This is a genomic window from Nocardia sp. NBC_01009 (assembly GCF_045208035.1).
Lineage (GTDB): Bacteria > Actinomycetota > Actinomycetes > Mycobacteriales > Mycobacteriaceae > Nocardia.
In genome coordinates, this window is sequence record NZ_CP108695.1 from 8538082 (window position 1) to 8557562 (window position 19481).

The 19481-nt window shown below is 65.8% G+C and carries 21 protein-coding genes; 12 read left to right on the forward strand and 9 right to left on the reverse strand.

Features of this window, described 5'->3' with window-relative positions; genetic code table 11:
* Positions 1 to 72 precede the first annotated feature (72 nt).
* The 3 genes from OHA42_RS38695 to OHA42_RS38705 form a co-directional block, all read right to left on the reverse strand.
* Positions 73 to 507, reverse strand: coding sequence for a hypothetical protein (locus tag OHA42_RS38695; RefSeq protein WP_406233404.1), 435 nt, complete (start codon positions 505 to 507; stop codon positions 73 to 75).
* Positions 504 to 2009, reverse strand: a complete 1506-nt coding sequence (locus OHA42_RS38700; RefSeq protein ID WP_406233406.1) for a hypothetical protein — start codon at positions 2007 to 2009, stop codon at positions 504 to 506. The genes OHA42_RS38695 and OHA42_RS38700 overlap by 4 nt, the downstream gene beginning before the upstream one ends.
* A gap of 65 nt (positions 2010 to 2074) precedes the next feature.
* Positions 2075 to 2590, reverse strand: coding sequence for a hypothetical protein (locus OHA42_RS38705; protein ID WP_406233407.1), 516 nt, complete (start codon positions 2588 to 2590; stop codon positions 2075 to 2077).
* A gap of 935 nt (positions 2591 to 3525) precedes the next feature.
* On the opposite strand from OHA42_RS38705, the gene OHA42_RS38710 reads away from it, so the two are divergent.
* Both OHA42_RS38710 and OHA42_RS38715 read left to right on the forward strand, forming a co-directional pair.
* Positions 3526 to 4062, forward strand: coding sequence for a hypothetical protein (locus tag OHA42_RS38710; protein WP_406233409.1), 537 nt, complete (start codon positions 3526 to 3528; stop codon positions 4060 to 4062).
* A 45-nt stretch (positions 4063 to 4107) separates the two neighbouring features.
* Positions 4108 to 5538, forward strand: coding sequence for a TerD family protein (locus tag OHA42_RS38715; protein ID WP_406239896.1), 1431 nt, complete (start codon positions 4108 to 4110; stop codon positions 5536 to 5538).
* Positions 5539 to 5549: 11 nt separating this feature from the next.
* On the opposite strand, the gene OHA42_RS38720 is transcribed toward OHA42_RS38715, so the two are convergent.
* Positions 5550 to 6218: a TetR/AcrR family transcriptional regulator gene (locus OHA42_RS38720; RefSeq protein WP_406233411.1), complete on the reverse strand. Its 669-nt coding sequence runs from the start codon at positions 6216 to 6218 to the stop codon at positions 5550 to 5552.
* A 222-nt stretch (positions 6219 to 6440) separates the two neighbouring features.
* Between OHA42_RS38720 and OHA42_RS38725 the strand changes: the two genes are divergently transcribed.
* The 5 genes from OHA42_RS38725 (at position 6441) to OHA42_RS38745 (ending at position 13351) form a co-directional block, all read left to right on the forward strand.
* Entirely contained in the window at positions 6441 to 8000 is a 1560-nt protein-coding gene (locus tag OHA42_RS38725; protein WP_406233413.1) for an amino acid permease, read from the forward strand.
* Positions 8001 to 8090: 90 nt separating this feature from the next.
* Entirely contained in the window at positions 8091 to 8843 is a 753-nt protein-coding gene (locus OHA42_RS38730) for a DUF1989 domain-containing protein (RefSeq protein ID WP_406233415.1), read from the forward strand.
* A complete protein-coding gene (locus tag OHA42_RS38735) occupies positions 8840 to 9460 on the forward strand; it encodes an urea amidolyase associated protein UAAP2 (RefSeq protein WP_406233417.1) in 621 nt (206 codons plus the stop codon). Before OHA42_RS38730 ends, OHA42_RS38735 begins: the two co-directional genes overlap by 4 nt.
* Before the next feature lie 272 nt (positions 9461 to 9732).
* On the forward strand, positions 9733 to 11673 hold the full coding sequence (locus OHA42_RS38740; RefSeq protein WP_406239898.1) for a 5-oxoprolinase/urea amidolyase family protein: 1941 nt from the start codon (positions 9733 to 9735) through the stop codon (positions 11671 to 11673).
* A 712-nt stretch (positions 11674 to 12385) separates the two neighbouring features.
* Positions 12386 to 13351 carry a helix-turn-helix transcriptional regulator gene (locus OHA42_RS38745; protein ID WP_406233418.1) on the forward strand — a complete coding sequence of 322 codons (966 nt, stop codon included), beginning with the start codon at positions 12386 to 12388 and terminating at the stop codon, positions 13349 to 13351.
* Positions 13352 to 13420: 69 nt separating this feature from the next.
* Here OHA42_RS38745 and OHA42_RS38750 read toward each other — a convergent pair whose 3' ends face one another.
* Positions 13421 to 14167: a type 1 glutamine amidotransferase domain-containing protein gene (locus tag OHA42_RS38750; protein ID WP_406233420.1), complete on the reverse strand. Its 747-nt coding sequence runs from the start codon at positions 14165 to 14167 to the stop codon at positions 13421 to 13423.
* Positions 14168 to 14313: 146 nt separating this feature from the next.
* Positions 14314 to 14562 carry a zinc-binding dehydrogenase gene (locus tag OHA42_RS38755; RefSeq protein ID WP_406233422.1) on the reverse strand — a complete coding sequence of 83 codons (249 nt, stop codon included), beginning with the start codon at positions 14560 to 14562 and terminating at the stop codon, positions 14314 to 14316.
* Positions 14563 to 14748: 186 nt separating this feature from the next.
* On the opposite strand from OHA42_RS38755, the gene OHA42_RS38760 reads away from it, so the two are divergent.
* Complete coding sequence (locus OHA42_RS38760) at positions 14749 to 15417, forward strand: TetR/AcrR family transcriptional regulator (protein WP_406233423.1); 669 nt, start codon at positions 14749 to 14751, stop codon at positions 15415 to 15417.
* Here the strand turns inward: OHA42_RS38760 and OHA42_RS38765 are convergent, their stop codons facing one another.
* Positions 15418 to 15891, reverse strand: a complete 474-nt coding sequence (locus OHA42_RS38765; RefSeq protein WP_406233425.1) for a MarR family winged helix-turn-helix transcriptional regulator — start codon at positions 15889 to 15891, stop codon at positions 15418 to 15420.
* A gap of 110 nt (positions 15892 to 16001) precedes the next feature.
* On the opposite strand from OHA42_RS38765, the gene OHA42_RS38770 reads away from it, so the two are divergent.
* Positions 16002 to 17156: a GDSL-type esterase/lipase family protein gene (locus OHA42_RS38770; RefSeq protein ID WP_406233427.1), complete on the forward strand. Its 1155-nt coding sequence runs from the start codon at positions 16002 to 16004 to the stop codon at positions 17154 to 17156.
* Here the strand turns inward: OHA42_RS38770 and OHA42_RS38775 are convergent.
* Entirely contained in the window at positions 17153 to 17764 is a 612-nt protein-coding gene (locus tag OHA42_RS38775; RefSeq protein ID WP_406233429.1) for a TetR/AcrR family transcriptional regulator C-terminal domain-containing protein, read from the reverse strand. The two genes, OHA42_RS38770 and OHA42_RS38775, sit on opposite strands and share 4 nt — an antisense overlap.
* A 70-nt stretch (positions 17765 to 17834) precedes the next feature.
* Here OHA42_RS38775 and OHA42_RS38780 point away from each other — a divergent pair, with 70 nt between their 5' ends.
* Together OHA42_RS38780 and OHA42_RS38785 are read left to right on the forward strand one after the other, a co-directional pair.
* The gene (locus OHA42_RS38780) at positions 17835 to 18395 is read left to right on the forward strand and encodes a peroxiredoxin-like family protein (RefSeq protein WP_406233431.1); all 561 of its coding nucleotides are present in this window, start codon (positions 17835 to 17837) and stop codon (positions 18393 to 18395) included.
* Positions 18392 to 18538: a hypothetical protein gene (locus tag OHA42_RS38785; protein ID WP_406233432.1), complete on the forward strand. Its 147-nt coding sequence runs from the start codon at positions 18392 to 18394 to the stop codon at positions 18536 to 18538. Before OHA42_RS38780 ends, OHA42_RS38785 begins: the two co-directional genes overlap by 4 nt.
* 173 nt (positions 18539 to 18711) lie before the next feature.
* Here the strand turns inward: OHA42_RS38785 and OHA42_RS38790 are convergent, their stop codons facing one another.
* Positions 18712 to 19209, reverse strand: coding sequence for a condensation domain-containing protein (locus tag OHA42_RS38790; protein ID WP_406233434.1), 498 nt, complete (start codon positions 19207 to 19209; stop codon positions 18712 to 18714).
* 84 nt (positions 19210 to 19293) lie between these two features.
* On the opposite strand from OHA42_RS38790, the gene OHA42_RS38795 reads away from it, so the two are divergent.
* Positions 19294 to 19446: a transposase gene (locus tag OHA42_RS38795; protein WP_406233436.1), complete on the forward strand. Its 153-nt coding sequence runs from the start codon at positions 19294 to 19296 to the stop codon at positions 19444 to 19446.
* The last annotated feature ends 35 nt before the right edge of the window (positions 19447 to 19481 follow it).

Here is a 19481-nt window from a genome sequence, read left to right on the forward strand (position 1 = left end):
CCCAACACCCGTGTTCTCAAACGCGTTCTAATACTCTGTGGTCCAAGCGACCACCGCGTTCTGAACTGCCTGCTAGGAAAGCTCGGTCGTGTCGGGCGAGTCGTTGCGTTCCGGTTCGGCATCGGCGGCTGCCTTTTTGCGCGAACCGAGCAGCATCGCGACCATGTCCAGCCACTGCGCGAACAGGTCGTCGCGGGCCACGTCCACCACGGCTCCGGTATAGGCGGCTGACATCCAGTTACGAACCAGCAGCGTTGGCGCGGATCCGATCAGCGGCTCCGGTAATCGCAGGGCGTCATCGAGGCCGAGCGAGCGGACACAGTGGGCCAGAAAGGTTAGGGAATAGGGTTCGACGGCAAGCTTTTCGGCCTGCATTGATGCGGCGATCGCGGCCTCGGTGAACAGTGCATTGCGTGCCGGACCGGGTTCGCCCATGCCACTGATGAGGGCTTGCTCGACGTCCACGCCGCTCAGGTCTTGATCTCGGCGTCGGGGTGTAGTGCTCATTTCGGCAGCTGAACATCAATCGGAATGGGCATTCCGCCGTTAGGCAACCCCGCCTCTGTCAGCGCGCCGATGCGTCCGTCGATGAATTCATCATTCGTCACCCATTGGGTGAATCCCCACGGATTGTAGATCTCGAGTTTGCCGTCCTCGGCCCCGATGATCATCATTTCGTGGGTTTCCCCTCCGTAGGTCGAGTCGTCCACCTGGACTGGGACCGGTTTGCCGGATTCCACTGCCGCTTCGATCCGGGGCAGGGCCGCCGTCCGTGAGTCTGCATCGGTCAAACGCTGATATTCGTAGCCCGTACCCGTCGATGGTGAAAACATCCTGTCGAACAGTTTAGTGCGGTCGTCATCGCTTTGGGATGTCGAGCTATACGTTGCGTCGGTGGAATGGTAGGACTCCACGAGTCGCTTTCGGAACGCGTCGAGGCTGTCATCGCCCGCTTTCGCGCCGCCGACGGCGGCGGGTCCTTGCCCGGTTGTCAGGCCGAGCATGAACGCCGGATCGGAATTCGCGCGTGCGCCGACCGTCGAGACAGCGACGCAGTTACCCGCATCCTGGCCATAGACAGGCTCTGGATTCCCATCGGCATTCGGGACCGACCATTCCCCGAGATATCGGAGTATGTGCTGACCTTCTTCGCCGGTGCCTGCGTTCCGATTGGCGATATCGGGCTGCAAGTGGTCAGTGAGCCATTTCTCGTCGTCGCCGTGCGGATGTATTTTGTCGTAGAAGTCCTGAATTTCTGTGCTCGAATACCCTGACGCCAATGTCTTCCACAGGAAGGCGGCCTCGAGCGGGGATTTGGAATCCGCCAGTAGTTTCTCGAATGCCGAGCGGTCCGCAGCTGACATGCTCTGGAGTCGCTGGGATGCCCGTTGCAGCGCGGTCGGGGTCAGTATCTCGCGGGCTGTGGCAGCTAGAACGACTTTGGTCAGCGGACTCACGCCGGGTGCACCGACCCGCCGGGCTCGAGCCCGCTCGGCCCATTGCCTCAGGGCGCTGGCCGTTTCTGCGGCACCGGCGGCAAAATTCTTTGCGGCGACCAAGCGGTCGTGGCAGCCGGTACTCGCCATTTCGAGGATCGGGACCATCGTCGTCTGCGATAGGGAAGTTGTGGCGGAGGCCAGCATGGCCTTCGACAGCTGCTCTCTGGCGGTTTTCAGTTGCGTGCGTCCCTGATCGTCGCAGTCTCGCGCATATTTCAACGTCTCGGCCCAGGCGTTCAATGTTTTGGTTCCCGCCGCGAACGCTTCGGCACCTGTCGAAGACTCACGGACCAGGGCGTCCACGGCTTGCGTCGCGCTTTCGGCCGCAGCGCCTCGCCACGCCGTAGGCAGATCCCTGCCCACGACGATATGCAAGGCATTCCACGCCCTCCACCATTCGCCCCATGATTCTTGGTAATGCTCGGCCTGGGCCTTGATTCGATCGGGAGATCCGCTGATGGCCGGCGGCTTCAGTGCGGCATCTATGGCTTGCCCCAAAAGCGACGGCACACGCGCGAGAGTAGCGGCGTGTTGGTCCATTATGTCCATGGCGTGCTGTAGGGCCTGTACCGCGCTCATTGGAGGGACTCGTATTCGTTGTTACCCGGGAGCGGCACGTCAACGGAGGTCTCAGGGGGCGGGTCGGCGCCTTCTGCCGGAGGTGATGTCTGCACCGGGATGTCTTGGGGGAGCTGGGGTGGGGGCAGCGTGCCTTGGGGCATCAGGTTTTGGGGCGATACAACTAGCTTGGAATCGGGCGGGTACGCGCTCGTGACAGTGGCACCGCCCTGGATATCGGCGCCCACCAGATTCTGAACGGCAGTGGCGAGCAGCCATGCGGCTTCGGCGAGCGCCGACGCCGCCACATCGGTCTCGCCCTGCCAGGCGTCGTGGAATGACGAGCACGTGGACTGGACACCTTCGTCGCCGAATACGTCCGAATTGCCAGGGACCGAATTTATCAGCTGCGATCGTGCGATGGCCACACAGTTGTGAGCGGTAGCCACGCCTGCGACCGAAGCGGGAAAGGTCTCGGGGTCGAGATACAAGACAACGGAAGCAGCGTCGCTTGCTGGATCTGGTACTGCCACAATCGAACTCCTCAGCCTTCGTCCGGACCGGCACCAGCCGTCAACTGTTTCCGGCCAATTCCCCCGAACTCGACAGTGCAGCCCAACGCGCTTTCTCCTATTCCATTTCCCGCAAAGCGGATGGGACGCACCGACGAATGGAAGGCCACCGGACATGAATGCTACTACAGCACAAAGGATTTGCCGGGAAGGAATGGCATCGAATAGCTTATGGACACGATCACTAATTATTATCAATCGTCGGCAGGCTTTGCGTAGTAGCCGGAGGCGGGCTGCTCGTTCGTCTGCAAATCGCCGTTCGGGGCCTCAGGTTACGCCCAAATCAGCCTGGATTCGGTGTCCGTTTCGCCCTGTCCAGCAACAAGTATCCGGGCGGCGCGCTACACAACTGATCTCACAGAGCACCCTCGGCATCGAAGACATCCGCGTACTCCACCTATGACACTCGCCGCCGTCGATCCACCCGTTGTCCTCGGCGTCGCGGTAGACACATCGGGCCGGCTGATGAAATGGTCGGCGGCAGTCTGGCATCGGCCCTCGACTCGGACGGCGACCTGCGCTATTTCGCATACGACGTCCAGCGCGGCCGCAGAGGTCAACAAGCAGATGCTCTGGAGGGGCCTGTTGGACAAGCAGTTCAGAGTTCGCGGTCGATTGCCGGATCAGCCCCGGGTGGGTACGCCGGGTGGAGTTGCGACTGAACGGCGGCGAGCGCTTATCACCTCGATACGGCCGGTAACCGGCCGTTGACCTCCGGCCACCGGCCGTAATGCTCGCCTGCGCGGCGGACCGCCGTATGGCCTGGCGACGGATCCGCCGAGGCGGGGCGGATTACTCGCGGCAAAACGTTTCCGGATCAAAGCGAACTGCTTGCGCTAGGACTCTACGGGCGGGTCGGCCCGGTACGGTGGGATTCGCAGTCGGCAGGAGGCGAGATGACGATGGTGCGCGCTGGCGTGGTTCCCACTCAACGAGCGCTGCTCTACGGCGCGCTCGGCATCGGGGTGACCGCACTCGTCTGTGGTGCGATCGTCACGGGGTTCGGCCCGAACCGGGTGTTCACCGGGCTGCTCGCCGGTGTGGTCGCGGGTATCGCGATCCTGGTCGCGCTGTTCGGACGCGACGTCGTCGTCCTGACCGACGGCGGGATCTACCGGCGCACCCCGTGGCGGGAATCCAGTATCGACTGGGATCGGGTGGTTGCCGGGCGGTTCGCACTCGACGAGCGGGCCAGGTGGTCGCTTGCCCTCGACCTTTCCGGTGGCGACGAACGCCACGGTGAGCTGGTGCTGCTGTCCATTCCGCCGGTGATTCGCCCGGTGTCGGGTGCCTACGACATGCGCAAACGTGAGCAGGTGCAGGAAATTCGGCAGATGCTGCGCCGCAAATGCGTCCCGGTCACGGTGCTCCCGGAGATTGCGGGCGGGCTGCATCGACATTGGCAGATCGCGCCGCCGACCCGCGGCGCGTAGCCCTGACGCGGGCGGCCCGTTTCCGATACGTTGGCAGCTGTGTCGATGATGAAGGGCGCCAATGTTCCGGTGCCGATGTCCGCGGTCCGCATCGAACTGGGGTGGCAGTCGGGACCCGCGGTTCCCGATGCGGATGCGTCCGCACTGCTGCTCGTCTCGGGCAAGGTGCGGTCCGACAGTGACTTCGTCTTCTACAACCAGCCTGCGCATGCCTCCGGCGCAGTCCGGCACGAGGGCAAACAGCAGGGTCCGATCGTGCTGGACACGTTGTCGGTAAATCTGGCCCAGGTCGAGTCGCAGATCGACACCATCGTGATCGCGGCCTCCTCGGACGGCGGCACCTTCGGGCAGTTCCACGGTCTCTATGTGCGGGTGATCGATGCGTCGAACGGCGGCGAGGTCGCCCGGTTCGACAGCGTCGGCGCAACCACCGAGACCGCGTTCGTACTCGGCGAGCTGTATCGCAGGCAGAGCGCGTGGAAGTTCCGTGCCGTCGGACAGGGATACGCCTCGGGGCTGGCCGGTCTTGCCACCGACTTCGGCATCTCCGTCGATGACGCACCGGCTCCTGCCGCATCGCCCGCGCCACCCCAGCAGTTCACCCCACCACCGCCTCCGCCCGCGCCGCAGCAGTTCGCACCGCCACCGCCGCCCGCGCCACCGCAGCAATTCGCCCCGCCCGCACCACAGTTCGCGCCACCGCCGCCGACCTACAGTGCGCCCGCGCCACCACCGCCGTATCCGCCTTACCCACCACAGGCTCCCTACAGCGCGCCGCCACCGCCCTACCCGCCGCAGCAGCCTCCGGCAGCCGGGCCGTCGGGTGCGCCGATCAACATGAGCAAGATCTCGCTGACCAAAGAGTCGCCATCGATCTCGCTGACCAAGCAGGGCGCGGTATCGGGCACTATGCGCGTCAACCTGAACTGGACGACCTCGGTCGCTCCGAGCGGTGGCGGGCTGTTCGGCAGGAAGCGCGGCGGGGGCACCCTCGACCTCGATCTCTGCTGCTTCTTCGAGCTGGCCGACGGCCGCATCGGTTCCGTTCGCGCACTGGATCGTTCGTTCGGCGCGCTGGACCGTCCGCCCTTCATCCGGCTCGACCAGGACGACCGGACCGGCAGCAGCAGCACCGGCGAGAATCTCGACATCAACCTCGATTTCACCGCGCAGTTCCGCCGCATCCTGGTGTTCGCGTCCATCTACGAGGGCGCGACCGATTTCCGCGGTGTACAGGCCACCGCAACCCTGTACCCGGTCAACTCGGTGCCGATCGAGATGACCATGGATGGCTGCACGGACAACTCGCGCGACGTCGTTCTCGCCCACATCGAGAATCTCAACGGCGAGTTCGTCGTTCGCCGCGACGGCACCTTCATCCGTCCGCCCGGGGGCCGTCCCGGCAGCGGCATCCGGGAGATCGCCCAGATGTACGGCTGGGGCTTCGAATTCCAGGCTTCCAGCGGCAAGGGCTGACGAACCGAAGGTCAGGCGGCCTGCAATCGGTGCAGCAGCGTGCCCGCCACCGTACGCAACTCGTCGAGGTCGCCCGGCCAGCTGAGCATCCGCAGCACTGCGTCGGGGATCGCGCGTTCAGCGTAAGCCGGCGCGCTGCCTGCATCGGAGCGGATGCCGATCACCGTCTCGACGAGGCGGAACGGGAGCCCCGCCAGCCCGGCGACGCTCGCGCCGGCCGTCTCGGTGAGCACGCTTGCGGCCAATACCTCGTAGTGCCTGCGTAATTCGTCGCGCCGCAAACGGAAGGCGGCGAAGCGTTCGGTACGCAGCTCGGGAAGCAGGTACAGCGCACCCAGATTCCAGCGGGCCGCGCACAGCTGGCGGACATCGAACCAGGCCAGCGCGTAGAGTCGCGCGGCCACCGATTCCGGCACATCGCGCAGCCGTTCGGCGAGTTCCAAGGGGGCGGCGACAGTTTCGCCGAGCAGCGCGTCGAGGATGTCGTCCTTGGCGGCGAAGTGGTGGTAGAGCGAGGCCTGCCGGATTCCGACCGCATCGGCGACAACACGCGTAGAGGTGTTGGCGTACCCGTTGGTGGTGAACAGCTCACCGGCGGCGTCGAGGATCTCGGCGCGCGGTGTCTGCCCGCGACGCGGTCGCTGTGCCAGTCGAGGGCGGCCGGGGCCGAGGTTTGCCACCTGCCCATTCTGGCATCGCGTTTCGGGGCTTTCACCGGCGCATCAGCGTTCACACGGCCGGTCGTGGCCGAGCAGAGAGGTTTCTGTCACTTGACAGAAATCAAGGCAATCCAGAAGTTACCGGGGTTCCCGTAAGCGATACACACCGGACACCGAAAGCGCGATCGCGAACGCAAAACTGTCATCTGATAGGTATTGGCCACTCGCCGAAGGACCCCACCCATGGCCATTGAAGTCGATTCGCCCGCCCCCACCATCGCCGCCCCCGCAGCGCCACCGGACACCAGCGCTGACGGCGTGGACCTCGCCGGCTTCGGTTATCAGCCGGTGCTGCACCGCAAGCTCGGCCGCTACGCCTCGTTCGCGGCCGGATTCTCCTTTGTCTCGATCCTCACCACGATCTTCCAATTCTTCGGCCTCGGCTACTCGTTCGGCGGCGCCGCGTTCTTCTGGACCTGGCCGATCGTGTTCGCGGGCCAACTGCTCGTCGCGCTCAACTTCGCCGAACTGGCCGCGCGGTACCCGATTTCGGGCTGCATCTACCAGTGGTCGCGCCGACTGGGCGGTGAAGTCGTCGGTTGGTTCGCGGGCTGGATGATGGTCATCGCACAGATCGTCACCGCCGCGGCGGCGGCCATCGCCCTCCAGGTGGTGCTGCCCTCGATCTGGAGCGGATTCCAGGTTGTCGGCGCGGACAGCGCGCTGACCTCTTCGTCCGGGGCCGCGAACGCGGTCCTGCTCGGCAGCGTCCTGCTGGTGATCACGACAGTGATCAATGTGATCGGCATCGACCTGATGGCCAAGATCAACTCGATCGGTGTCACCGTCGAGATCGCCGGTGTCGTCGCGATCGTCGCGCTGTTCTTCACCCACACCGAACGCGGTCCGGGAGTGGTGTTGCAGACCGATCAGGCCGCACCCGGCCCGTACTGGGCCGCGTTCCTTGTCTCCGGCCTGATGGCCGCGTATGTGATGGTCGGATTCGATTCCGCCGGTGAGCTTTCCGAGGAGACCAAGAATCCACGCACGGTAGCGCCGCGCACCATCCTCACTGCACTGTCGGTTTCCGCACTCGGCGGCGGCCTGCTGCTGATCGGCGCACTGATGGCCGCACCGAGCTTGTCCGACGGCACGCTGGCCACCGACGGCCTGGCCTATGTGCTCACCTCGAAGCTCGACAGCCCGGCGGGCAAGGTACTGCTCGGCTGCGTCGCGGTGGCGATCATGGTGTGCACCTTGGCAATTCAGACCGCGGGTTCGCGGCTGATGTTCTCGATGGCACGCGACGGCAAGCTGCCCTTCGCCGAGCGACTCGCCGCGGTGCATCCGCGCTACGGCACACCCATGCTGCCCGCCGTCGTGATCGGTGTGCTCGGCATCGGCCTGCTGGTGCTCAACCTCGGCAACGCCGCGATCTTCGCGACGCTGGCCAGCGTCTGCATTGTGACGCTGTATCTGGCCTACCTGCTTGTCACGGTGCCGCTGCTGGCCGCGCGCTTCAAGGGTTGGGGCCGCGACAACGCCGACGCCGGGCTGTTCAACCTCGGCCGCTCGGGCATTCCGGTCAATCTGCTGGCCGTGGTGTGGGGCATCGCGATGGCGGTGAATCTGATCTGGCCCCGCGCGGAGGTGTACACACCGAAGGGCGGGAGCTGGTGGATGCTCTGGGCCGCACCGCTTTTCGTGCTGATCGTGGTGGCCGTCGGAATCGTCGTACATCGGTTCGTCAATGCCGGACCGCGCCGCGCCGACCTCTCGGAACCCGCCGTAGTACCTGCCTGACCCCGGCCGTGCGCGGTGGTGCGCCGCCATTGCCCGCCACCGCGCACGTCCGATCCGATACCTCGACACACCTGACCCGAGGGAGCAATCATGACAAGCACCGCTTCCACTACCGACGCCCGCGCGCACGCCCGATCGCAGGCCGCAGCGGCCGCCGTCGCCAACCCTGTGCTGCCCGACGGCGTTGCCACCACGAAGATCACGTGGGCCCAACGCATTCCGGCAGGCGGCTACGCGAACGTTGTGCTCGGCCGCGGCACCCGCATCCGGCTCGGCGATCCTGCGGGCGCCGCATGCGGGCACCTGCTGCTCGTGCGGGCCGACGCGCCGTGGGAACGCCTCAATGTCGCCGACACCGTCAAGGTGCCGTGGCAGGCCTACCTCGCGGACGGCCATCCGCTGCTCTCCGATCAGGGCCGGGTGCTCGCCACCGTGCTCGCCGACACCTCCGGCCGCCACGACACCCTCTGTGGACCCACCTCAGAGGCCCGTGGCCTGCTCCGGCTCGCGGGAACCAAACAGGGCCTCGAACCACGGGACATCGCACCCACGGTGTCGTTCTTCCGCGGTGTCCGCGTCGAATCCGACGGCACGTTGATCGCCACCGGCAGCGCGGGTGCGGGCGCCTCGGTCGACCTGCTCGTGCACTTACCGGTAGTCGCGCTGATCGCCAATGCCACGCACCCGCTGGACGACCGACCCGCAACAGACCTCGATGTCATCGCCTGGTCGGCGCCGGAGGAGCTCACCGCCACCCACAACTCCGACCCGGAATACCAACGGGCCGTACAGAACACCGAACAAGCGTGGGCGGCCGCGCTGACGCTGGAGGTATCGGCATGAACTCGACACTGACGCGCACCATCGTGCTCGACGAGACCGTCCCCGCGTGCGCGCCGTGGTCCACGGTAGTCCGGGCAGGCGAACAGCTCGAGATCATCGACCTGCACGGCAATCAGGCCGTCGACTGTCTGCTGTACTCGGCCGCCGACCACACCGACCGCTACAGCGCGCAGGCCACCATCACCGCCCAGCGCAATATCTTCCTCACCACCGGCAGTGTGCTGCGCACCGATGTGGGCACCGCCCTGATGACCGTGGTCGCCGACGAGGTCGGCAACCACGACACCATCGCGGGCGCCTGCTCCCAGGAGTCCAACACCCTGCGCTACGGCCACCACACCCGCCAGCAGCACGCCTGCGTGGAGAACTTCCTGGCCGAGGCACTGAAATGGGGTCTCGGCAAGCGAGATCTGGTGTCCAACATCAACTGGTTCATGAACGTCCCGGTGGAGGCCGACGGCACCCTCGGCATCGTCGACGGATTGTCTGCTCCCGGAAAGAGAGTCACCCTCCGCGCCGAGACCGACACGCTGGTGCTCGTCTCGAATTGCCCGCAGATCAACAACCCCTGCAACGGCTTCGACCCCACCCCCGTGCGCATGGTGGTGACCCGATGACCGTCGCCGAACTACCGCGCAGCGGCGCAACGACCAGCAGCTCACCCGGAAAATCCGCCGAAATCTCGACTCCGACAGCGGCCCGGTCGGGATACGGAGAATCCGACCGGGCCGACAGTCGGCCTCCCACGGGTCCGATCGGTCAGGCCGCCGCAGACCTTCTCGACAGCGGTGCAACCGGCTGTCCGGGCCGGAATGCTCGCCCCGCTGTTGCGGACCGCAGAGCTGTGGACTCGCCCTCCCTCGCGCAGGTCGAGGTGGTGCGCCCAGGGATGCTCACCACAGTGCAGGACTGGCCGGGCCGGTTCGGCTTTTGGCATGTCGGTGTACCGCCGTCGGGACCGATGGACGATCTTTCCTTCAGGCTCGGCAACCGGGTGCTCGGCAACGACGAGGGCGCGGCGGGACTCGAATGCACCCTCGGCGGACCCGCACTGAAGTTTTCGGCACCGACCTGGGTGGTCGTGACCGGTGCACCCACCGATATCACGGTGAACGGTGCGCGCGTGCACCAGTGGCGGACCGTGCAGGTTCCGGCCGGCGGCGTGCTGGATGTCGGGGCCGTTCGCGGGCCGGGCATGCGCTGCTACGTGCTGATCGCGGGCGGCATCGAGCTCCCCGAATACCTCGGCAGCGTCTCGACTTTCACGCTCGGCCGGTTCGGCGGCAGTGCGGGTACTGCGCTGCGGGTGGGCGAAATACTGCCGCTTGCACCGCATATCGGCCGAGTTGCAGCGGCGGTGCCGATGGAGGAACAGCCGGTGCTGAGCCGACGATGGGAGCTGGCGGTCACCGAGGGTCCGCACGGTGCACCGGAGTTCTTCACCCGCGCCGACTTCGACACCGTCATCGGGACCGATTACGCAGTGCATTTCAACTCCGATCGCACCGGAGTCCGGCTCATCGGCCCGAAGCCGGCGTGGGCACGGACCGACGGCGGCGAGGCGGGCCTGCATCCGTCGAATATTCATGACACCCCGTATTCCGTTGGTGCACTCGACTTCACCGGTGACACCCCGATCCTGCTCGGTCCGGATGGGCCCAGTCTCGGCGGTTTCGTTTGCCCGGTCACCGTGGTCGCCGCCGACCGGTGGAAGCTCGGCCAGCTCGCCCCCGGCGACGCCGTGCGCTTCGTCCCGATTCGCAGTGCGCACGCCGCCTCGATCCGTGAACTGGGTCCGGCGCGTCGGGCTGCATGGCCCACAGTCATTTCGACCGGCGGCGACGATGACGACGGCGTGCTGCGCCGTACCGACGTCGACGACCAGACGGGCGTGACCTACCGACGCCAAGGCAATGACGGTGTGCTCGTCGAATACGGCGCCATGACACTGGATTTGGGTCTGCGCGCCCGCGTCCACGCACTGCACCGGCACCTGCTTGCCGCCCGAGTGCGCGGCGTGACCGAGCTGACCCCCGGTGTCCGGTCCCTCCAGGTCCGCGTCGACCCTGCCATCCTGCCGGTACCCGCATTGCTCGACCTGCTCGCCGAAGCCGAACACACCATCCCGGCCTCCGACCAGCTCATCGTGCCGAGCCGCACGGTCCATCTCCCCCTGTCCTGGGACGATCCGTCGACCCGGGAGGCCATCACCCGCTACCAGCACGGCGTCCGCGCCGATGCCCCCTGGTGCCCGTGGAACATCGAATTCATCCGCCGCATGAACGGATTGGCAGCGGTACAGGACGTCTACGACACCGTATTCGGCGCCGAGTACCTGGTCCTCGGCCTCGGTGACGTCTATCTCGGCGCGCCGGTGGCCACCCCCACCGATCCGCGCCACCGGTTGGTCACCACCAAATACAATCCGGCCCGCACCTGGACCCCGGAGAACGCGGTCGGCATCGGCGGCGCCTACCTGTGCATCTACGGAATGGAGGGCCCCGGCGGCTATCAGTTCGTCGGCCGCACCACCCAGGTGTGGAACCACCGCAACGCCGGCACCGACCCCGAAGACAACCCGTGGTTGCTTCGCTATTTCGACCGAATCCGCTGGTATCCCGTCGAAGCCGAGGAACTCCTCGACCTGCGTGCCGATTTCGCTGCGGGCAACGTCGGGGTAAAAGCCGAAGACGGTGACTTCCGACTGGCCGACTACCGGCAGTTCCTCGCCGACAACGCCGGATCCATCGCGGAATTCCGGGCAATGCAAGCCGAGGCATTCGCCGCGGAGCGGAACTCGTGGCAGCGCGCGGGCGAACTCATTGGGTGAGGCGTGGACGTCCAGGTCACCAACCGAACAAGCTCGCCATGTCGATCGACTCGTCGTCCCAGCGGTTTTCGATGATCACGCGGTCGGATTCCGGCATGGTCGGTGACCAGCCGCAGCGCCCCAGAAATCTTCACGCTGTTCCTGGGTCAGCCAACGCTGCTCGCTCATGACGGTCACTCCTGTACATCCGATCGCGGTCTCGCTCCGGCGACGATATGCCGAAACAAGCACCACAGGCTTCGGTTTCAGCACAAGTCGCGGCAGAACGCGCGGATATCGGCGACCAACAGCTCCGACTCCTCGTTGCCGCGAAGTGCCCGCCGCGATCGACATCGACCCGATGGGTGATGGCGTTCTCCGTTCTGACGTACTGCCGGATACCGATACCGTGTGCGAGGACGATTACTCGGGTGGGACATCGGAATTCGGCTGGGTTCGCCCCACACCCATCCTGTGCGTTGCCACGTACCCGGCCGACCGGCGGTTCCATTGAGCTAGAACAACATTGCGTCTATCAGCAACCGATCTCGATCAGTGATCTTGTCCAGTACGGTTTTTCGCGGATGCGTCCATTCACGGGCTTTTCGTGATCCAGGCGAGCCGACCGACGGATGAGTCGACAGGGCCGCAGGCAAGGGGTCTGTGGTTATGACATTGACGTGATGACCCACCTAGGACGTCCTCCGCCCTAGGTTAGGGGCAGACTTTGTTCATGTTGGAAACCTCCGCCCGCCTGCTGCGTCTGCTGTCGCTGTTGCAGACGCCTCGCGACTGGACCGGCGCCGAACTGGCCGACCGCCTCGAGGTCGATGCACGCACCGTCCGCCGCGATATCGACAAGCTACGCAACCTCGGCTATCCCGTCGACGCCACGCCGGGCGTGGCGGGCTACCGCCTCGGCGCGGGCGCGAAACTCCCGCCCCTGCTGCTCGACGACGACGAGGCCGTTGCGATCGCCATCTGCCTGCGCACCGCGGCGGGCGGCACCATCGCGGGCATCGAGGACAGCTCGCTGCGCGCACTCACCAAGCTCGAGCAGGTGCTCCCCTCGCGGCTGCGCCACCGCATCAGTCTGCTGCACTCGACCACCATCACCGTCCCCGCAGCGGCGGCGACCGTCGATCCCGATGTCCTCACCGCGCTCGCCGCCACCATCCGCGACAACCACCGCCTGCGCTTCGACTACCGGAGCCATCGCGGCACAACATCACTGCGCACCACCGAACCCCACCGCCTCGCCCACACCGGCCGCCACTGGTACCTGATCGCCTGGGACCTCGACCGCGCCGACTGGCGCACCTACCGCGTCGACCGCATCGAACCCCGCATCCCTACCGGCCCGCGCTTCACCCCGCGCGAGGCCCCCGACATCGACCTCGCGGGCTACATCTCCCGCGGCGTCACCACCTCCCCCTACCGCTACTCCGCCCGCATCACGCTGCAGGTCCCCGCCGAGGTGGCCGCCGACCGCATCGCCCCGACCGTCGGCGCCATCGAACCCCTCGACCACCAATCCTGCCTACTTCGAACAGGTTCCAACTCCCTGGACGAACTGGCCATCTACGTAGCCGGCTTCGGCTTCCCGTTCCACATCCACGAACCCCCCGAACTGATCGCCCACATCCGCACCCTTACTGCCCGCTTCACCGCCGCCGTGGACGAGCCGAGTGGCACATGAGCGAGCGAACTTCTCGACCTTCGCCGCACCTCTGTGCCACTCGACCACAGGAACTGCGTACGGGGCGGCCTATACGCCGAGCGCCTCGATCACCAGCCGGGCCGCCGCGGCGCCGGAGTACTGCTGTTGGCCGGTGATCAGGTTGCCGTCGCGTACCGCATGCGGTACGAAGCGACCGTCGACGATGAAGTTCGTACCGTCGAGTTTGCGTGCCTCGTCCTCGATTCGGAACGGCTGGATGGTCTGGCCGACGAACTCGTCGGCGAAGTCTTCCTCGGCATTGGCGAATCCGGTCCAGGTTCGCCCGTCCACCACGAGCCGTCCATCGGGCAGCGTGGCCTTCAGCAGGACACAGGTGGCGTGACAGACGACGGCGACGACGCGGTCTGCCGCGACGCGGGAGGACACCAAGTCATGAATGCGAGGCTCGTCGATGAAGGTGTACATCGGGGCCTGCCCGCCGACGAGAAACACCGCGTCGTAGTCATCTGGGTTCACCGCGTCCAGGGCCAGCGAATTTTCCACCAATGCAGCATGTTTCGGCGAGGAGAGGAACCCTAGGCTGATCAGGTCCTCGTCGCTATAGGCGGAATCATCCCGCGGATCGCTCCATTGATCGGCGAACAGCGCGCCGCCGTCGAGGCTGGCGATGTCGACCTGATAACCCCGCTCGACGAATTCCCAGTACGGATGGGTCAACTCCGCCCACCAGAATCCGATCGGCCACCCGGTCTGCCGCGAGACCGCCGGATTCGACGCCACCATCAGCACCCGCTTGGGTCGCTGCGGGTTCAATACATCCACTCGTGCGCTCACCGGCTGCACCTTCCCATCGCTACGGTGCGACGCGTCCCGCGTCGCGCCGCCCATTGTGCGGCGTCGCACTCATTTCCGCGCACGAGTTCACTGAGAGCCGAATTCACCTCTGAGCCAACAGCTTTGATGCTTCGGCTACCTTACGATCACCCGAGGATCACCGTCTTGCCCTGCGCATGACCGTCGACCAGGTGCGCGAAGGCGTCGGCCGTCTCGGCGAGGGGATACCGCCGTTCGATCAGCGGACGTAGGGTGCCGTTCTCGGCGAGGTCGGTCAGGAATTCGAGGTCGGCGCGGGTCGGGCGCATGAGTAGCGGCGCGAAGGTCTGGCTTGCGAACAGGTTGGTCAGGAAGACTTTTCCGATCCAGAGCACCGGGCCGACAATCGCATGCATCGTGGCGCCGTCAGCACCGGCGGATATCCCGTCCCCGGTCCGTCGGCACAGCTTTCGTCCTGACCTGCTGACCCTTCGGTTCAACCATGGAACTCGTCCTCACCTGCGATTCGACACACTTACACCGTAAGTCGTTCGCTCGAAACGGTACGCTTACGGCGTAAGTACGTCAAGAAGGAAGGGCCCATGCCCAAGACCCCCGCAAGCCCGGCCCGCACCCCGCTCAGCCGAGACCGGGTGCTGCGCACCGCAGTCCGGTTCGCCGACGAGAACGGGCTGGGGTCACTGTCGATGCGCAAACTGGCACAGGCGCTGGGCGTAGAGGCGATGTCGCTCTACAACCATGTCGCCAACAAAGACGATCTCCTCGACGGCATCGTCGACCTCGTGGTCGCCGAGATCGAGGTACCGGAGATCGGCGGCGACTGGAAAGCGGCCATGCGCAGGCGGGCCACCTCCGCGCACGAAACACTGCGCCGCCATCCGTGGGCCACCGGACTCATCGGATCGAGAATCAACGTCGGCCCCGCCATGCTGCGTTACGTCGATGCGACCATCGGCTGCCTGCACACTGCGGGCTTCAGCCTCCAGCAGGCCGACCGCGCCTGGAATGCCATGGACAGCCACATCTATGGATTCACCCTGCAGGAACTCAATTTTCCGCTCGTACCCGATGAATATGCCTCGGCCGCAGAGCAATTCCTGCCGCTGATCCCCGCCGAAAGCCACCCCCACATGAATGCGCTGGCCCGGCTGGTCAGCTCCGGCACGCACAACGGCGTCGCCGACTTCGATTTCGGGCTCGACCTCATACTCGACGGGCTGGAACGGCTGCAGCAGACTCGGCCCGAGTAGTTAATCGCCGAGTGCCGTCGCCTCGGGATTCGCCGCGTCGCGAATGATGCGCAGCCCCGCGACCAACTCGTCCAACTGCGCCCCGGTCAGCAGCCCGGTGAACCATTGCTCGATGCCCTCCAGGTACGCGGGCAGTACGCGCGCGATCCGCGTCGCCCCCGCCGCGGTCAGCACCGCGTAGGAGGTGCGCCGATCACCCGCATCGGCTTCCCGCCGAACAAACCCGTTCCGTTGCAGCCGATCCACCAATCGCGTGATGCCACTGGTGGACAGGCGGGTCTGTGCAGCGAGATCGGTCATACGCAGCCGTCGACCGGGCGAGCGACTCAACCGCATCAACGCGTTGGCATCCAGGCCCGAAAGCCCGTTCTCCTTCCAGGTCGGCTCCAGCTTCGCGATCAGCCCGTCGTGCGCCTCGTAGAGCAGGCCGATGGTGGTGAGCCTCGGGTCGTCGAAGAGGTCTGTCGCGTCCATGACACCGAGCCTATCCGAGATAGTTGCATCGCGGATAGTTGACATGAGGAAAATGTGCGCTAGATTGTTGTCAGCGCAATATTCCTCATGTCAACTAAATGGAGATTCAGATGGCTGCCACATCGCGTTGGATCGCGGGATTCCGTTCCGCACTGGTCGACCCCGCCGAGCAGATTCGGCTGGCCGAGCCGAGGAACTTCACCGACCAGACGCTGCGCCAGGTGCTGCACCTCGCCGGCGGCGGCGAGCAGCTGCGAGTGCGCTTGACCAACCGCTACGGCCGGACGCCACTCACCATCGGCGCGGCCCGCATCGCGGTGCGCAAGGCAGGCGGGGAGATCGTGACCGAGACCGACACCGAGGTGCGGTTCGGCGGCGCTACCCGGGTGACCATCCCGGCCGGGAGCGACATCATCAGCGACACCGTCGACCTGGCCGTGATCGCAGGTACCGACCTGGTGCTGAGCCTGTACCTTCCCGGGGAAACCGAGCTCGCACCGTTCGCCCAGATTCCCGTGGAGTCCGCGTACGTCGCCACCGGAAACCACACGGCGGCAGTCGGTTTGCCGGATGCCGAGGAGCTCACCTCCCGCTTCTACGTCACCGGCATCGATGTGCTGACCGCGACCGACGCTCCGGTCATCGTCGCCTTCGGCGACTCCTGGTTCGAGGGCGTCGGTTCCAGCCATGGCGCCAATCGCCGCTCCGTCGACGTGCTCAACGAGCGCCTGACCGCAGGCTGGGCGGTCAATCAGGGCACCGGCGGAAATCGGCTGCTGACAGACGAAGTCGGCGATCATGCACTTGCGCGATTCGACCGCGATGTGCTCGATGTCCCAGGCGTGACGCATATTCTGGTGAACATCGGCATCAACGACCTGATTGTGGCGGGCACTGCTGCCGTCACCGACCTGATCGCCGGTTTCACCATTCTCGCGCAGCGCGCGCACGCCGCCGGCCTGCCCATCTACGCCAACACCGTCGGTCCCTTCGCCGGGGTGATCTACCCCGGCCTCAGCACGGAGACCGGCGTACCCGTCCGCAATGAAATCAACGAATGGCTGCGTACCACCGACGTTTTCGACGGTGTCTTCGATGTCGCACGAGCCGTGGAGGACCCGGACAACCCCGACTACATCCGCCCGGATTTCGACAGCGGCGACGGCCTGCACCTCAATGACGCCGGAGCCAGCGCGATGGCCGAAACCTTCGATATCACCGCACTGACACAACGCTCTCGGCACTTCACGCCGACCGCAGGCTAAGGAACGAGGCCGCGCAGCACGATCTCGAGGCCGCCACGGAATTCGTCTGCCGCGGAGAGTGTTTGCGCATCGATGGCCGTTCGGGCGAGATACGGGTAATCGTCCGGGGAGAGATCCGCCATGGCGGCAGTGCCGGTTCCCGCGAGTGACGCGTAGTGGGCATTCTGCAGAAACCCGAGCAGAAAGCCGATCAGGGTGCGCTGGGCGATCACTCGATCACGACCGGTGAAACCGGCATCGGTGAGGACAGCGAGCATCGCCTCGATCCAGGCCAGGGAGCCAACCGAGGATTGCCGGTGCCGCAACAGCAGCGGCACCGCATCGGGGTGCGCCGCCGCGGCGTCGCGCACCCGCGCCAAGAGCGCCGCCGTGCGATCGCGCCAGTCCGGCTCCGGCGGCGGTGACGCATCGATCGCCTGGAAGATCTCGTCGACCACCAGCGCTTCGAGCCCGTCGCGGTCGAGGACGTAGCGGTACAGCGCCATGGTCGCCATGTGCAACTCCTTGGCGACGGCCCGCATGGTGAGCGCGGGCAGGCCGTCGCGGTCGATCACCGCGAGCGCGGCGGCCGCAATGGCGGTCGGCGTCAAGGAGCGCGGACGAGGCATGGGTTGACAGCGTACCGGGTACGCCCATACTGGACGTAGGAGTACTTTGTACACCTACAAGAGGAGCATCATGCCGCTGCCATCCACCGTGACCACCAGAACGCTGGACGCTGTCACCGGTGTCACCGTGCCGGTCCCGGACCCCGATCACCTGATCCACCTACAGTTCCGCCGCTTCGCCGGTTGCCCGGTGTGCAATCTGCACCTGCGTTCGATCGCCACTCGGCACCACGAGATCCTGGCCGCGGGCATTCGCGAGGTTGTCGTGTTCCATTCCAGCGCAGCCGAATTGCGCAAGTACGAGGGTGACCTGCCGTTCGACCTGATCGCTGACCCGACCCGAATCCTCTACCGCGAGTTCGGCATCGAATCCGCCCCACGTGCGCTACTGGACCCCCGCGCCTGGCCGGGCATCGCGCGTGCCGTCGCAAGCACACTGCCGACCATCCTCCGCAAGGACAAGCCCGCTCCCCCGAATAAGCCCGACGGCGGCCGCCTCGGCCTGCCCGGCGACTTCCTCATCGCACCGGACGGCCGCGTACTGGCAAGCAAACTCGGCAGCCATGCCGACGACCAATGGTCTGTCGACGAACTGCTCAGGCTCGCACCCATTCGAGAGCCGCATCCTTGAATTCGACCGAACAGGCGAGCCCCCACCCGCACCCGGCCACCACCAACGGAATCATGCCCGTGATGACCAGGGGCTTCGATTACGCATTCCGGGCGGCGGTGTGCCGCAAGGTTTTCGCCGAAGAGCACGCCATCTCGGCGTAGCACCGTCCCTGACACCGCGAAAGCCGTTGCCACGAATGGGCAACGGCTTTCGCGCATCGATGGTGTCCTACTCGGTGACCACGATTCGGATCTCCGCATCGGCCGCATCCGTCGATTCGCCGGGAACGACGAACCAGTGCGTGACCTCCCCGTCGGCGAGGTCGTCGGCGAGGTCACCACCGCTCACCGACACCGTCGAGCGCCTGTGCCCAGGTCCGCAACGATGAGGCCGCGTCGCGCTCGGCGAGCCAGTCGAGGAAGCTGCGATAGGAGGTCACCTGCGGCAGTTCCGCAAGATCACCCCGGGTCGCATAGAGCACCAGCAGATCGCGCAACAGCAGCGGCATCGACCAGCCGTCGATCAGGACGTGGTGAGTGGCAATCGCCATATGCCACTGCTCGGCATGGGTACGGAAGAGCGTAAAGCGCACCAGCGGCGCGACGGACATGTCGAACTTGGTCGCCCGGTCCGCGGCCAACTGCCGTCGCAATTCCTCGGCCCGCTCGGCCTCCGGCAACCCGGTCAGATCGACCTCGCGCCACGGCACCTCGAGCCGATCGACGACAACCTGCAAGGCTTGGCCGTCGGAGCCGCTGACGAACGCGGTGCGCAGGTTCGGGTACCTGTCGAGGATCGCCTGCGCGGGCGCACGCAGTCGATCGGCCTGCACGGCTGGTGGAATGGCCGAAAACCGGTCTGGTACTGGACTGTTCAGATCGTCAAACGTACCGATGACGCCGCCGGATCCAAGGTATTGCCCCGGCGCTGGGGGGTTGAGCGCACATTCGGCTGGATCACCAAACACCGCCGCTGCGTCCGTGACTACGAAACCAAACCCGACCACCACGAAGCCATGGTCTACATCGCCATGATCGCGGTCATGTCACGCCGCCTCGCCCGCACCTGACCCAGTTCTCAGATGCGTTCTGAGGGGGCGGGGAC